Source organism: Candidatus Edwardsbacteria bacterium RifOxyA12_full_54_48, assembly GCA_001777915.1.
GTDB lineage: Bacteria > Edwardsbacteria > AC1 > AC1 > EtOH8 > UBA2226.
In genome coordinates, this window is sequence record MFFN01000002.1 from 237,165 (window position 1) to 250,968 (window position 13,804).

Consider the following 13,804-nt stretch of genomic DNA (forward strand, 5'->3'; position numbering starts at 1 on the left):
TTATCAATTGGCGTCGATCAGCTTGGCATTCTTGGGCACCACAAACTGAAAACGGTCGTCCTTGATGCCGGAATTGGTCTTGATCTTTGTAAAGATGTACTCGCTGGAATTGTCGTCAAGGTCCACCACGTCTATCCCGGTGATCTCGTAGGTCTTCTTGTCCACGATCACCTTGACCTCCTTGAACAGCTCCTTGAACTCCGGAATCTCCAGCCAGCATTGGTGATTGCCGTTGGTCTTGCAGCTGTTCTTGACCTTTCCGGTCAGCAATTTGTCCAGGGGGTTCAGCAGCACCAGAAAATCCCTGGTCTCCTCGATATTGGTCCGGATCACCTGCTTGTCCTTTTCCAGGTACAGCCAGAGGCTCCTGCCGTCGCAGACGATCTGCTGGGCCTCCGGCTTCTTGATGTCCATTCGCAGTTTATTGGGGCGCTTCATCTCCACCCTCCCCTCGAAGCGGTGGCAGGTGCCGGTGGCCGAAGAGCAGGAGATCAATTCCAGGTCGGCCTTGAAATCGGTGACGTTCTTGTACCTGGCCCTGACCTGCGCCATGATCGCCTCCGCCTCCTGGGCAAAGGACGTCCCGGAGATCAGCAGCACTAAGGCGGCCCCGAGGACAGCCATTCTTTTCATCAGTCAGCCTCCTGGTCTTTGATTAATACTTCACGGGCCTTGCTTCCATCGAAGGGGCCCACCACGCTTGCGGCCTCCAGCTGATCTATCAGCCTGGCCGCCCGGGAATAGCCCACCTTAAGCCGGCGCTGCAGCAATGATACCGATCCCTGCTGGTGCCTGATCACCAGGGCTTTGGCCTCCTCGAAAAGCTCGTCCTGGCCGTCCTCCCCGGCCGAACCCTCGGGAGGCAGGGCCACCTCCATGCTGTATTCGGCATTATTGTTCTCGGTCTGGCTCTCCGGGGCCGATTGGTCCTGGCCCTCGGTGACCCCGTACCATTGCTTGATGAAGCTGACCACTTTTTCGGTCTCGGCGGTGGAGATGAACGGCCCGTGCAGCCTCTGGGGCTCGGCCTTGCCCGGCGGCATGTAAAGCATATCTCCCCTGCCCAGCAGGGTCTCGGCCCCGTTGGCGTCCAGCACCGTGCGGGAGTCGGTCTTGGAGGCCACCTGGAAAGCGATCCGGGCCGGGAAATTGGCCTTGATAACCCCGGTAATGACATCCACCGATGGCCGCTGGGTGGCCAGGATCAGATGAATGCCCACCGCCCGCGACATCTGGGCCAGCTTGGCGATCCGGCTCTCTATTTCCGAGGCTTCGCGGGAAAGCATCAGATCAGCCAGTTCATCTATAACTATAAGCAGGTAGGACATCTTTTTGTCGGACTTGCGGTTATAATCGCTGATATTTCGGCATCCCTCCTTGGCCAGCACCCGGTAACGGGAATCCATCTCGCTTACCGCCAGGCGGAACACCTGCACCACCTCTTGGGAATCGGTCACCACCCCCTCGATGGTCCGGGATATCGGCTTGTCGCCGGTATTCTCCACCTTGTACTGGAATTGCAGATGGGGTATGCCGCGATAGATGGACAGTTCGATCCGCTTGGGATCGATCATGATGAAGTGCAGGTCCTCCGGGGTGCACAGGTACAGCAGGCTGGTGATAATGGTGTTAAGGCAGACGCTCTTGCCCGACCCGGTGGAACCGGCGATCAGTAAATGAGGCATCTCCGACAGGTCGGCCGAAAAGGATTCTCCGGTGATGGTCTTGCCCAAGGCCATGGTCAGCGGCCCCTCCTGGGTTTTGAAATTGCCGGACAAAAAGAGGTCCTTCAGCATCACTATCTTGCGGTGCATATTGGGTATCTCGATACCCACCACCCCCTTGCCGGGGATGGGGGCCAGGATGCGGATCCGGTGGGCCTGCATGGCCAGGGCCAGGTCGTCGGACAGGTTGGATATCTGGTTGACCTTGACCCCGGGGGCCGGTTTCAACTCGTAGCGGGTGACCACCGGGCCGGTGTAGCGGTCGGTGATCTCGCCCTCGATGCCGAATTCCTTGAGTTTCTCCAGCAGGATCTCGGTCTTGTCCTCCTCCTCGGTCTCGGTCTGGTCCCGGTTCTCCTCCAACAGCGCCAGCAGACGGGCCTGGTAATCGTTGCCCAGCTTGGTGAGCCGGGGTTTGGATTCGGGCTTGGGCCTGGGCTGGGCCTTGGGCTGGGCCGGCCTTACCGGCTGGTCCGGTTCTTCGTCAGACATTTCCGGCTCATCCACCTTTGGCGCCGGTTTCTTTTTAAAGGTCAATTCCTTGGGGGCCTCCTGGGCCTTTTTAAGCCCGTCCTTGACCGGCTTGACCGCGATGTTCAGCCAGTGCTGAAAATTAACCTCGGTGCCCACCAGCAACAGGATCAGGAAAAGGCCGGATATTATCAGCCAGCCTCCCACCGGACCGAAGGTATTGCGGGTCAGATCGGACAAGAAGGTGCCCGCCACCCCCCCCCCGGCTAAATAACCGGTATAGTAGGAAACATGCAGCAGCCCCAGGGTAGCCAGGCACAACAGGGTGAAGGTCAGCAACAGCAGGCTGTTGATTATGGAGCGGCCCAGGGGCTTGTGTCTCAGCCAGATCCACCCCCAGATCAGCAGCAGCGCGGTCAGCAGGAAGCCAGCGTAGCCCAGCAGATGAACTGCGCCATAGGCCAGCATATCACCCAGCGGCCCGCCCCAGTTGGCGCGAGCCCAATCCTGGTGCCATTGGTGGCTGTCGCTCCCGGAAAAAGAAACCAGGCCCACCAGCAGGAACAGGCCCAGGATCATCACCGACAGCCCGAAGATCTCCCGGCTGCGGCTTATTTTAGCCTCTTTTTTTGTCTTGCTATCCGCTTTCATCAAGTGCTTTTCATTATGATTTCATTATCCGGCCGTCCTTGAATACCGGCACGGTTCTGGATATATCCAGCTGGGAGGCATATTTCAGATCCTCCAGGTAGCCCAGGGAGACCAGATACTCGCCGTGCTGGCTCTGCTTGAAGGCCTTCAGCAGGGATTTCCCCTCCTTTTTATAAAGGGAGACGGCCATCCTGGCGCCGTCGGTTAGGATGGCCGCCGGGTTTGCTTCCCAGACCAGCCCGGCCAGCAGCCCAGCGCACAGCATATCCTCCAGGGAGAAGCGCCCCAGTTTTCCCGAGCAGATCAGCAGGATGTCGCTGCCGCCGGAGGTCAGAAATCCGGCCACCGCCCCGGCGTTCAGAAAACCGGCGATGGAAAGCACCGTCGCCGGCTTGGCCCGGGAGATGACCGAGGTGCCGTTGGTGGTGGACATCAGCAGGGTCTTGTTCTTGACCACCGGCTCGGTGAACTCCAGGGGGGAGTTCCCCAGGTCGAAGCCGTTGATCTTGTTGCCATCGCGCTCCCCACACAGGATCACGTTCTCCCGGCCCAGGGTCTCGGCCAGCCGGGTGGCCTCCTCCACGCTGGGGCAGGGAATGATGTCCCGGCATCCGGCATCCAGGGCCGTCACCATGGTGGTGGTGGCCCGGAGCACATCGATCACCGTGGCCGAGCGTCCCGACAGGTTAATATCGTTCAGCTCGGAGGGGGTTAAAATTACGTCTATCTGCACTGTTTTTTATTTCTTGGTGGTTGTCGGATCGAAGGTTTCCCAGCCCCGGGAATCGGTGGACTCTATGCCCCGCAGGCGGAGCTTGAATTCGTCGGGGTTGGTGACGCTCTGGATGGCGGTCTCATAGGTGATCAGGCCGTCCCGGTAATGCTTCATGATCGACTGGTCGAAGGACTGCATGCCGTATTGGGAACTTCCCTCCTGGATCAGCTGGGGGATATCCATGGTCTTGATGGGGTCCAGCAAATAATCCCTGATGGTCTGGTTGTTGATCATCACCTCCACGGCCGGGACCCGCCCCTTGCCGTCGGCCCGGGGCAGCAGCCGGAGAGAGATCACCCCCACCAGGGTGGCCGAAAGCAACACCCTGACATGCTCGTGCTGGTGCGGCGGGAAGAAAGAGATGATGCGGTTGATGGTCTCCGGGGCGTTAAGGGTGTGCAGGGTGCTGAACACCATGTGTCCGGTGTCGGCCGCCTGCAACGCGGTGGCCAGGGTGGTCTTGTCCCGGATCTCCCCGATCAATATCACATCCGGATCCTGCCGCAGCACATGCTTCAGGGCGGCGGCGAAGGTCTTGGTATCGGTGCCTATCTCCCGCTGGCTGATCAGGGATTTCTTGTCCCGGAAGATGAACTCGATGGGGTCCTCCACCGTGATGATGTTGCGGTTCTCGGTCTCGTTGATGAACTCCAGCATCGAGGCCAGGGTGGTGGACTTGCCCGAGCCGGTGGTCCCGGTCACCAGCAGCAGCCCCCGGTTGCTGAGGGCCAGCTCCTTGGTTATCGGCGGCAGCATCAGCTCGTCGACCTTTTTGATGTTGAAGGGAATGGCCCGCATGGCCAGGGCCACCGAGCCCCGCTGCATGTATACATTCACCCGGAAGCGCCCCAGGCCGGCCACCCCCATCGAGAAATCCAGCTCCTTCTCGTCGGCGAACAGCTGCTGCTGGTCCTTGGGCATAAGCTGCAGGGCCACCTGGCGCAGCTCCTCCGGAGACAGGGGGGGCTCCTCCAGGGGGCGCAGGAACCCGTCGATCCTCAGCACCGGCGGCAGGCCGGCCTTGAGATGCAGGTCCGAGGCGTTCTCCTTGACCATCCGCTCCAGGGTTCTTTTAAGATCCATCTTCTATCACACTCTTTCCAAATATTTTCCGGTCCGGGTGTCAATTTTAAGCACATTTCCCTCATTGATGAACAGCGGGACCTGCGCCACCAGGCCCGATTCCAGGGTGGCCGGTTTGGTGACCGATGAGGCGGTGTCGCCCTTGAAGCCGGGATCGGTCTGGACCACCTTCAATTCCACCGACATGGGCACCTCCACCCCGATGACCTCCTCCTTGTTCATCAGCACCTGGACCTCCATGTTCTCCTTGAAGTAAAGCTTGATGTCATGGACCATCTCCTCGGGCAGCTCCATCTGCTCGTAGGACTGGGAATCCATGAAATTATAGGTCGAGCCGTCGTTGTACAGGTACTGCATCTTGCGGCGCTCCAGCCGGACCTCGGTTATCGATTCCCCGGAGCGGTAGGTGCGTTCGATCACCGCGCCGGTCTTGACGTTCTTCAATTTTGTCCGGACAAAAGCTCCGCCCTTTCCGGGCTTGACGTGCTGGAACTCCACCAGGTAGAACAAAACCCCGTCTATATTCAGCGCCATGCCGGTTCTGAAGTCTGCTGTGGATGCCAAAACATGCCTCCTTGATTATCTGCGTTCTATGCTTTGATGGTTATGATTTTTTTGGTCGATCTGCTCAATATCCGGCAGCCCCCCTTGGCCACCACCACCAGGTCCTCGATCCGGACCCCGCCCCAGCCCGGCAGGTAGATGCCCGGCTCTACGGTGACTATGGAGTTCTCGGGCAGGAGGTTCTCGGCTTTCATGCCCACCCCGGGAGCCTCGTGAACCTCCAGTCCCACGCCGTGGCCCAGGCCGTGGCCGTAGTATTTCCCGTAGCCGGCATCATTGATGATTTTGCGGGCGGCCGCATCGGCCTCCCGCCCCCTGGCTCCGGCCCTGACCGCCTTCAGCCCGGCGGACTGAGCTTGGGTGACGATATCGTATATTTTAAGGTGCTTTTCGGTGGGGCGCCCCAGGCACACCGTTCGGGTCATGTCGGAGTGATAGCCCCGGTAGATGGCCCCGAAATCCAGCACGATGAAATCGCCTTTTCGCACCTTGCGGTCGCTGGGCTGGGCATGGGGCAGTGCCCCGTTGGGGCCCGAGCCCACAATGCTGTCGAAAGAGGGGTTGGCGGCCCCCAGCAGCTTGAGGGTGTGGTCCAGCTGGGAGGCGATGGCTTTTTCGGTCAGGCCGGGCTTGATGAACTTCACTATCCCGGCAAAGGCCTGATCGGCTATCTGGGCGGCCCTGGCGATCTTCTGGATCTCAGCGCTGGTCTTCACCTGGCGCAGGCTTTCGGCCATCCCGCTGGCCGCGATGAATTTCTTCCCGGGCGCCAGCTTCTGCAGCTGCAGGAACTGGGCATAGCTCAGATTCTGATCCTCGATGCCGACCTTTTTGGACCTTACAAAGGCCGGCAGACGGATGAGCTCCTCCAGCAGACTGCCGGCTATGATGGTGGTCCTGGCATTTTTGACCTCCTTGGCCGACTGCTCCTTGTATCTGAAGTCGGTCAGAAAATCCGCCCCCTGGGAATTCACCAGCAGCATCCCGGAACTGCCGGAATACCCCGCCAGGTACCTGATGTTAAGCAGGTTGGTGAACAGCATGGCATCCAATTTCTTCAAACGCAGGGCTTTTTTAATGCTATCGATACGGTTGTTGGCCATTGAGCGCAACTCCTAAATATTTCATCAGCGGCGGCGGGCCGCCCGGGGCATTTTAAAATTTGCCGAGACGGGGATATCGCTACTTTTGGATCTGGGACAGCCAGGACTGAAAACTGCTTACGGTGTCATCGGCGTCGCCGGCCTTCTCCGCAGGTTTGGCTTCGGGCGCAGGCTTGGCCGTCTCGGCGGCTGGCGCTTCCTCCTCCGGCTTGGCCGGGGCTGCCCCGGCATCGTTGAACAGGGCCCCGAAATCCATGTCCGGAGCATCCCCGGTCGGTTCCGGAGCTTTCTCCTGAGCCGCCGGAGAGGCGGCCGGTTCGGGCTTTGTCTCCTGGGCGGGAGCCGGCGCTGATGTTTCGGGGATGACCGGCGGGGCCGCAGGTTCTTGCTTTTTATCCGATGAACCGAACAGCTGGGCAAAGGGATCTTCGGCCGGGGCGGCTTCGGGCCTTGGCTTATGTTCTTCGGCCGGCGCAGGCAGTTCAACTTCGGTCGCCGCCGGAGCAGGCTTCTCCGGGGTCTTTCCCGCCGCTTCAATTGGCGCCTCCATGGCCGGGGCATCTTCCGGATAGGCCTTCTCCAAAAGCTCGTCCATCCGGTTCTTGTATTCCTCATTATCCGGCTGGGCGGAGACCAGTTCCTTGTAGATATCTATGGCCTTCTCCAGGAAGCCCTGCTGAACATAGATCTCGGCCAGGGTGCTGGTGGGTCCCTGGGGTTCGGCTTCTGTGGCCTCCGGCTGGGGCTCCTCCGCCGGTCCAGCGGCAGCGGACGGAACTTCTGCTTCAGCCGGCGGGGTTTGGGTCGTTTCCGCCTTGGCCTCTTCCGTAACCGGGGTCGGCTGGTCGGCAATTTCAACTTCCGCAGCCGGCTCCTCGGCCAACACTGACGGCAAAGCGATCTCCTGTGGATCCCTCTCGGCGGCCTTCTCTGCTTCAGCCTGCAGCACCTCGGGCATGGACGGCATCTCCGGGGCAGGGGCTTGGGGCGCCGGCTCAGCCGGGGTAATTATCGGCTGGGCCATGGCGGCTTCAGCTGGCGCGGTTTCGACAATCTCGGCCGCCGGCGGGGTGGCTGACTCCGGCTGGGCCGGCGCAGCCTCAGCCTGCGGCTCGGTCTGCATCAAGCTTTTAAGCTTGGCGGTCTTTTCCGACAACTCGGCATCGGCCGGCTCCAGGTCCAGGACCATCTGGTAATATTTCAGGGCCTCGGGATACATGTTCTGTTTTTCGTAGGTCTCCCCCAGCAGTTTATAGCCCACCAGGTTCTGCATATCGTTCTTGATGGTCAGCTCGAACTCCTCCCGGGCCAGGGCGTACATTCCCTTGGCCAGATAGCAGCGGCCCAGTATCAGGTGGGCGATGGCGTAATTGGGGTGGTTCTCCAGGCCCCTTTTGGCCGTATCTATCGCTTCATCCAGAAGATCCGATTTACGATAGGCATCGGCCAGCTGGGCAAAGACCCTCGATTTGGGGTCAGCCTGCAGTTTTTCGCTGAGCTGTTCGATCTCCGGAGAAAGTTTTATGTTTTCCTGGGCCATATCCTTAACTCCATTAAATTTGCGAATTGATAGGTGGCGTCAACTGGAAGGTATAAAATCTAAGTTATAGTGATATTATATGCTTACCGGCCTGGTTTGTCAACATTTTTCGCCCTATATTGCCGGCCGAAGATCAGCCGGATATGGCTTTGATTGACCTGCCGAAGGGCGCCCGGATGACACCCTTTTCGGTGATGATGGCGCTGACCAGTTTGCCGGGGGTGACATCGAAGGACGGGTTGAAAACAGCCATCTTTCCCGGTGCGGCGCGGCATTGACCGAACCTTCTGACCTCATCCGGGTTTCTCTGCTCGATGGGCATCCGGCTGCCGTCCTTTAACGACCGGTCGAAGGTCGAAAGGGGCGCGGCCACATAGAAGGGAACGCCGTGATAACGGGCGTTGATCGCCAAGCTGTAGGTGCCGATCTTGTTGGCGAAATCCCCGTTGGCGCATATCCGGTCGGCCCCCACTATGGCGCAGTCGATCTTACCGGCCGCCATCAGAGAGGCCGCCATGTTGTCGCAGATCAGAACGGCCGGGATCTTCTGCCGGGCCAGCTCCCAGGCCGTCAGCCGGGCTCCCTGCAGCAGGGGCCGGGTCTCATCGACGTAGACCGATCTTACCCTGCCCATATTGTAGGCGGTGGAGATGATGCCCAGGGCGGTGCCGATGCCCCCGGTGGCCAGGGCCCCGGTGTTGCAGTGGGTGATGATCGTCGAGTTTTTTTTAATCAGCTCCGCCCCGTGTCTGCCGATCAAGCCGCAGGTCGCGGCATCGTCATGGTGGATATCCAGTGCAGCCTGCAGCATCTTCTTCTTAAGCGCTTCGGCCTTGACGCCGGACTTGATCAGTGAATTGAACCGGGCCTCCATCCGGCCCAAAGCCCAGAAAAGATTGACCGCAGTGGGCCGGGTCCTCTGTATCCTCAAATAGCTCTTCCGGAAATCGGCCGAGATATTCCCTGCCCCGGAACGCCAGATGCCCAGCACCAGACCATAGGCCCCGGCAATGCCGATCAATGGAGCGCCCCGGACCGCCAGCCCTTCGATGGCCGCCGCCAGATCCTCCACCTTTTGGCAGACCAGGTATTCGGTCCTCTGCGGAAGCCACCGTTGGTCCAGTAATTTTATCGTGCCGTTCCGCCAGGCGATGACTTTTTGCATCTCAAATTTTCCATTCTCTGTATCATGGCATTCAGTTTGACCAGGGGCAGCCCCATCACATTGAAGTAGCAGCCGTCTATCCTCTCCACCAGCAGCGACCCCAGGCCCTGGATCCCGTAGGCCCCGGCCTTGTCCATCGGTTCGCCGGTGGCAGCGTATCTTTTTATCTCCGGAAGGGACAGCTGGCGGAACTTTACCCTGGTCATCTCATGGCCGGTGAGCTCGATCTGGCTGAGGGGATCGTACAGACAGAGGCCGGTATATACCTGGTGCCACCGGCCGGACAATATTTTGATCATCCGCCGGGCATCTTTTTCATCGACCGGTTTTCCCAGAACATGGTGGCGGTAGGCCACCACCGTATCCGCCGCCAGTATCAGGCGGGAGCCGAATGATGCCCGCCATTTCTTTCCCAGAGACCGGGCCTTTTGTCCGGCCAGGTATTCCGATATCTTTTGGGGGTCCGATAAAACGCAGTTCTCCTCGTCCACCTCGGCCGGTTTGATGATGATATCCGCCCCCAGCCCCTCCAGCAATGCTTTGCGGCGGGGCGAGGCCGAGGCCAGCAGCAAAGGCGGCCAGTTTATGAAGTTTGATATCTTGGCCAAACCGCCCTGGCGCTCACTTTATATTCGAACTGTTTATCAGGCGAATTCCGGTAAAGATGGTAACCGCAGCAGGCGATCATGGCGGCATTGTCGGTGCAAAGCTCGGGATCGGGAATGATCATCTCCTGCCCCTCCTGCCTGCCGAACCAAACCATTTTTTCACGGAGGGCCTGGTTGGAGGCCACTCCGCCCACTACCGCCATGGTATGGCAGTTCGTCAGGAGGGCCGCCCTTCGCAGCTTTTCCACCAGCACCTCGAACACCGCCTCCTGAAAGCCGGCGCAGATGGAGGAGAGTTCCTCATCAGAAACACCACCCTTCTCCCGGCTCTGCAGATGATTGAGCACCGCTGTCTTGAGGCCGGAGAAGGAGAAATCCAGGCTGTCCTGCCCCAGCAGGGCCCGGGGAAATTTCACCGGCTTGGTCTTATTGGCCGCCGCCAGCCGTTCGATCAGCGGTCCGCCGGGATAGCCCAGCCCCATCATCTTGGCGGACTTGTCAAAGGCCTCGCCGGCGGCGTCATCCAGGGTCTGGCCCAGCAGCGATATCTTGTGATCGCGGTCCATGAAAAACAGCGAGGTGTGTCCGCCGGAGACCGCCAGCGCCAGCAGCGGCAGCTTCAGGTCCGGCCGGCTCAAAAAAGCGGAATAGATATGGCCGGCCACGTGATTCACCGGAACCAATGGTTTCCCCAGGCTCAGGGCCAGTCCCTGGGCGTAGCTATATCCCACCAGCAGGGCCCCGGCCAGGCCGGGCTTGTTGGTCACCGCTATCAGGTCGAGCCGGCCGTGGTCAGCCCCGGCTTTGGTCAAAGCTTCCTCCGCCACCTGGGACACCCGGTTCAGATGGTCCCGGGCCGCCAGCTCCGGCACCACCCCGCCGTATTGCTGGTGGATCAGCTGGGAATAGATCACATTGCTTAACACGATCTCCCCGTCCTGCACCAGGCTGGCCGAGGTCTCATCGCAGGAACTCTCGATCCCCAGCACCATCATCGGATGTTGACCTCGAAATCCCGGGGACTGGCGGCGATCAGCACCAGCTTGTCCGGCAGCTCGATGGTGGCCTGCAGCTGGTGCTTGCCCGGCGGAAGGTCCTTCAGGTCAAGCACAATTTTCAGGTCGGATTGTTTTGCGACTTCCAGAACGTTCCGGGGGCCGGACACCACCAGATCTATGGTGCCGGGGGCGAAGCTGACCAGGTAATCTCTGCTCCGGTTGATCACCGATAGCGGTATGTTTTTGAACACCCGCTCCCCGCTCTTCTCAAACCGAAGGAACACATCGATGGATCCGGGGCTGACTGCGAACAGGCAGGAATCCGGCAGCATCAAAGCCGAGCGCACCAATGTCCCCACCGAGAAGCCATCGACTCTTATGGGGGCCGAATAAACGGCATCCAGCATCTCCAGCTGCCGGGCCGGTCCCTTTAACAGAGCCGAAGCCGGTTCATACCGGATGCTGTCGGAGAGCACCAATCCGTCCGCCGGGTCGCCCACCAGGTCGAGCAGGATGTTTACTGCTTTCTCGGTTTGGCGATCCAGATTGATCTCCATTTCTTGGTCCAGGAACTGGACCGCCCGGGCCTTAAGCCGGAAAGGCAGGACCAGGTGATCCGGGGTGAGTTTGACCTTGAATTTTTTGATCTGGCGGTTCTCGGCATCGATCACCACCGCCGGATTTTTGAACTGAAAAGCGACCAGGTCCTTACCCCTGGCTTCGATATCGCAGATCACCGGGGGCAGGCACCGGGCCAGGGAATACCCCGGGGGGATATTTCTGACCTCCACCGGGCAATGGAAGGTAAGTTTATAATATCTTTCGGTGGAGGCGTACAGCCACAGGGTGACAGCCAGCACCAGGGATACTATCCTGATATCCAGGTTTCTGAATATTTTATGTTTATTTCCGGTGATCTTCATTTATTTTGCAAAACCCTTCTCCACCAGATCGCAGATGGCGTGCTCGGCCATCAGCATGGATTCCTGGATCCGGAATGTTTTATCTCCCGCAGCCTTTATGCATACCCGGCAATATTTCCCCAATGCACCGGAATCCGGTCCGGTCAGCCCGATAACGGCCAGCCCCGTTTTCTTAGCGGCTTTGGCCGCTTCGATAACATTGGGCGACCGGCCGCTGGTGGTGATGGCCAGCAGCACGTCCCCTTTTTTGCCCAATGCCTCCACCTGTCGGGAGAAGACGGTGTCGAATCCGTGGTCGTTGGCCTCCGAGGTGATGATGGAGCTGTCGGCGGTCAGGGCCATGGCCGGCAGGGCCTTTCTCTCCCTTAGAAAGCGGACCACCAACTCGGCCGCAATATGCTGGCTGTCGGCGGCGCTGCCCCCGTTCCCGCAGATCAAAAGTTTTCCGCCTTTTTTAAATGCCCCGGCGATTATATCGGCCGCTTTTATTATATCGCCCGCTGAGTTTTCCGCCGTATCGATGAGGGCCTGGGCGCTTTTCAGCATTTCCCGCCGCAATTGAGCCGAGGTGATATTCATATTTTTCATGTATCCTTAAGTATTATTTGATATCCCCGGTTTCCTTGAGATAGTCCCTTAAACCTTCCTCCCAGGGCCTCAATGTTTCCCCGAAGGTCCTTTCCCAGCAAAAATTCCGCAACACAGAATACGAAGGCCGGGTGGTCGGGGTGGGATATTCAGAGGAAGCAATTGGCGACACCGCGGACTTGATCCCGGACATTTCCACCGCCTTCCTGGCAAAATCGTACCAGCTGCAGGCTCCCGAGTTTGACAGGTGGTAGGTGCCGTATTTGTCGCTGGCGATCAGGCGGGCAAGGGCCCGGCACAGGTCCCGGGCATAGGTGGGCGATCCCACCTGGTCATTGACCACCTTTATCGTTCCGGCCTCTTTTGCCTTAGCCAGGATGGTGCTGATGAAATTGCGGCCCTGCTTACCATACAGCCAGGAGGTGCGGACGATGTAGAATTTTTTCAACAGCTCCCTGACGGAATTCTCGCCGTCCAGTTTGGATCTTCCGTAATGCCCCAACGGGCTGGGCTGGTCCCATTCGCAATAGGGTTCGCCTTTTTTGCCGTCGAACACGAAGTCGGTGCTGATGTACAGCATTGGGATATCAAGCTGCCGGGCTGCCAACGCTACATTTCTGGTGCCCCGCCCGTTGACGGCATAGGCGGCATCGGGGTCCTTTTCGCAGCCGTCCACGTTGGTCATGGCGGCGCAGTGCAGAATGATTTCGGGGTCGTACCCGACAAGCCTTTCGATCGCATCCGCGCTGACCAGATCAACCTCCTGGACATCGATGCCGGTCACCTGGTGGCCGCCAGCCAGCTCGCGGCACAGGTCGGCGCCCAGCATCCCTTTGGCCCCGGTGACTAAAATCTTCATTTTTTATTCTTGGCCTTTTGTCCTATGAACTGGTTGACCACCCACAGGTCCTCGATGGACGATCCGGCGTCGCCCCACCAGCCCTTGATGATCTCGTAGGTCATCTGGCCTTTTTTGATGAAGGCGTTGTTGACATCGGTGATCTCCAGCTCGCCCCGGCCCGACGGCTTCAGGGTCTTCAGGATGTCCCACACCTGGGGATCATACATGTAGATGCCGATCACGGCGTAATTGCTCTTGGGGTTCCTGGGTTTCTCCACGATGTTCTTCACCAGCCGGCCCTTGACCTCGGCCACTCCGTATTCCCTGGGGTTGGCCACCGTCTTCAGGAATATCTTGGCACCGGATTCCTGCTTCTGAAAATCGCCCACCGCCTTTTTGATGGATCCGTCCAGGATGTTGTCCCCCAGCATCACCACCACCTTGTCATGGCCCACGAAATGGCGGCACAGCCCCAAAGCCTCGGCGATCCCGCCCTCGCGCTTCTGGTAGGTGTAGTTGATGTGCTTGAGGCCGAACTCCTCGCCGTTCCCCAGCAGGCGCAGGAAATCCCCGGCCGCATTTCCCCCGGTCACCAGCATGATGTCGTTGATCCCGGCCTGCACCAGGGTCTGGATGGGATAATAGATCATGGGACGGTCGTACACCGGCAGCAGGTGCTTATTGGTGATGCTGGTCAGCGGGCGCAGGCGGGTTCCCAACCCGCCGGCCAAAATTACGCCTTTCATATAAATGACCTTTCTATTTTAAAT

14 protein-coding genes are annotated in these 13,804 nt (G+C 59.2%); all 14 read right to left on the reverse strand.

From position 1 onward, the window contains the following. Positions 1-3: 3 nt before the first annotated feature. Positions 4-633 (reverse strand): outer membrane lipoprotein carrier protein LolA, encoded by a 630-nt coding sequence (locus A2273_06935; protein OGF08665.1) that lies wholly within the window; start codon positions 631-633, stop codon positions 4-6. Beyond that, entirely contained in the window at positions 633-2,810 is a 2,178-nt protein-coding gene (locus tag A2273_06940) for a hypothetical protein (GenBank protein OGF08751.1), read from the reverse strand. The genes A2273_06935 and A2273_06940 overlap by 1 nt, the downstream gene beginning before the upstream one ends. Positions 2,811-2,859: 49 nt before the next feature. Next, the gene (locus tag A2273_06945; protein OGF08666.1) at positions 2,860-3,579 is read right to left on the reverse strand and encodes a hypothetical protein; all 720 of its coding nucleotides are present in this window, start codon (positions 3,577-3,579) and stop codon (positions 2,860-2,862) included. A gap of 6 nt (positions 3,580-3,585) precedes the next feature. After that, positions 3,586-4,704, reverse strand: a complete 1,119-nt coding sequence (locus A2273_06950; protein ID OGF08667.1) for a type IV pili twitching motility protein PilT — start codon at positions 4,702-4,704, stop codon at positions 3,586-3,588. A 6-nt stretch (positions 4,705-4,710) separates the two neighbouring features. After that, positions 4,711-5,268: an elongation factor P gene (locus A2273_06955; GenBank protein OGF08668.1), complete on the reverse strand. Its 558-nt coding sequence runs from the start codon at positions 5,266-5,268 to the stop codon at positions 4,711-4,713. A 26-nt stretch (positions 5,269-5,294) separates the two neighbouring features. After that, complete coding sequence (locus A2273_06960; protein ID OGF08669.1) at positions 5,295-6,371, reverse strand: hypothetical protein; 1,077 nt, start codon at positions 6,369-6,371, stop codon at positions 5,295-5,297. Between the two features lie 79 nt (positions 6,372-6,450). Then, positions 6,451-7,911: a hypothetical protein gene (locus A2273_06965; GenBank protein ID OGF08670.1), complete on the reverse strand. Its 1,461-nt coding sequence runs from the start codon at positions 7,909-7,911 to the stop codon at positions 6,451-6,453. A gap of 133 nt (positions 7,912-8,044) precedes the next feature. Beyond that, the gene (locus A2273_06970) at positions 8,045-9,076 is read right to left on the reverse strand and encodes an S-methyl-5-thioribose-1-phosphate isomerase (protein OGF08671.1); all 1,032 of its coding nucleotides are present in this window, start codon (positions 9,074-9,076) and stop codon (positions 8,045-8,047) included. After that, positions 9,040-9,663: a septum formation protein Maf gene (locus tag A2273_06975; protein ID OGF08752.1), complete on the reverse strand. Its 624-nt coding sequence runs from the start codon at positions 9,661-9,663 to the stop codon at positions 9,040-9,042. Before A2273_06975 ends, A2273_06970 begins: the two co-directional genes overlap by 37 nt. After that, entirely contained in the window at positions 9,660-10,679 is a 1,020-nt protein-coding gene (locus A2273_06980; protein OGF08672.1) for a tRNA (adenosine(37)-N6)-threonylcarbamoyltransferase complex transferase subunit TsaD, read from the reverse strand. Before A2273_06980 ends, A2273_06975 begins: the two co-directional genes overlap by 4 nt. Beyond that, positions 10,676-11,605: a hypothetical protein gene (locus tag A2273_06985; protein OGF08673.1), complete on the reverse strand. Its 930-nt coding sequence runs from the start codon at positions 11,603-11,605 to the stop codon at positions 10,676-10,678. The genes A2273_06980 and A2273_06985 overlap by 4 nt, the downstream gene beginning before the upstream one ends. Further along, the gene (locus A2273_06990; GenBank protein ID OGF08753.1) at positions 11,606-12,151 is read right to left on the reverse strand and encodes a hypothetical protein; all 546 of its coding nucleotides are present in this window, start codon (positions 12,149-12,151) and stop codon (positions 11,606-11,608) included. Between the two features lie 55 nt (positions 12,152-12,206). Next, complete coding sequence (locus A2273_06995) at positions 12,207-13,052, reverse strand: dTDP-4-dehydrorhamnose reductase (GenBank protein ID OGF08674.1); 846 nt, start codon at positions 13,050-13,052, stop codon at positions 12,207-12,209. Continuing rightward, positions 13,049-13,780 (reverse strand): spore coat protein, encoded by a 732-nt coding sequence (locus A2273_07000; protein ID OGF08675.1) that lies wholly within the window; start codon positions 13,778-13,780, stop codon positions 13,049-13,051. The genes A2273_06995 and A2273_07000 overlap by 4 nt, the downstream gene beginning before the upstream one ends. Positions 13,781-13,804 lie beyond the last annotated feature (24 nt).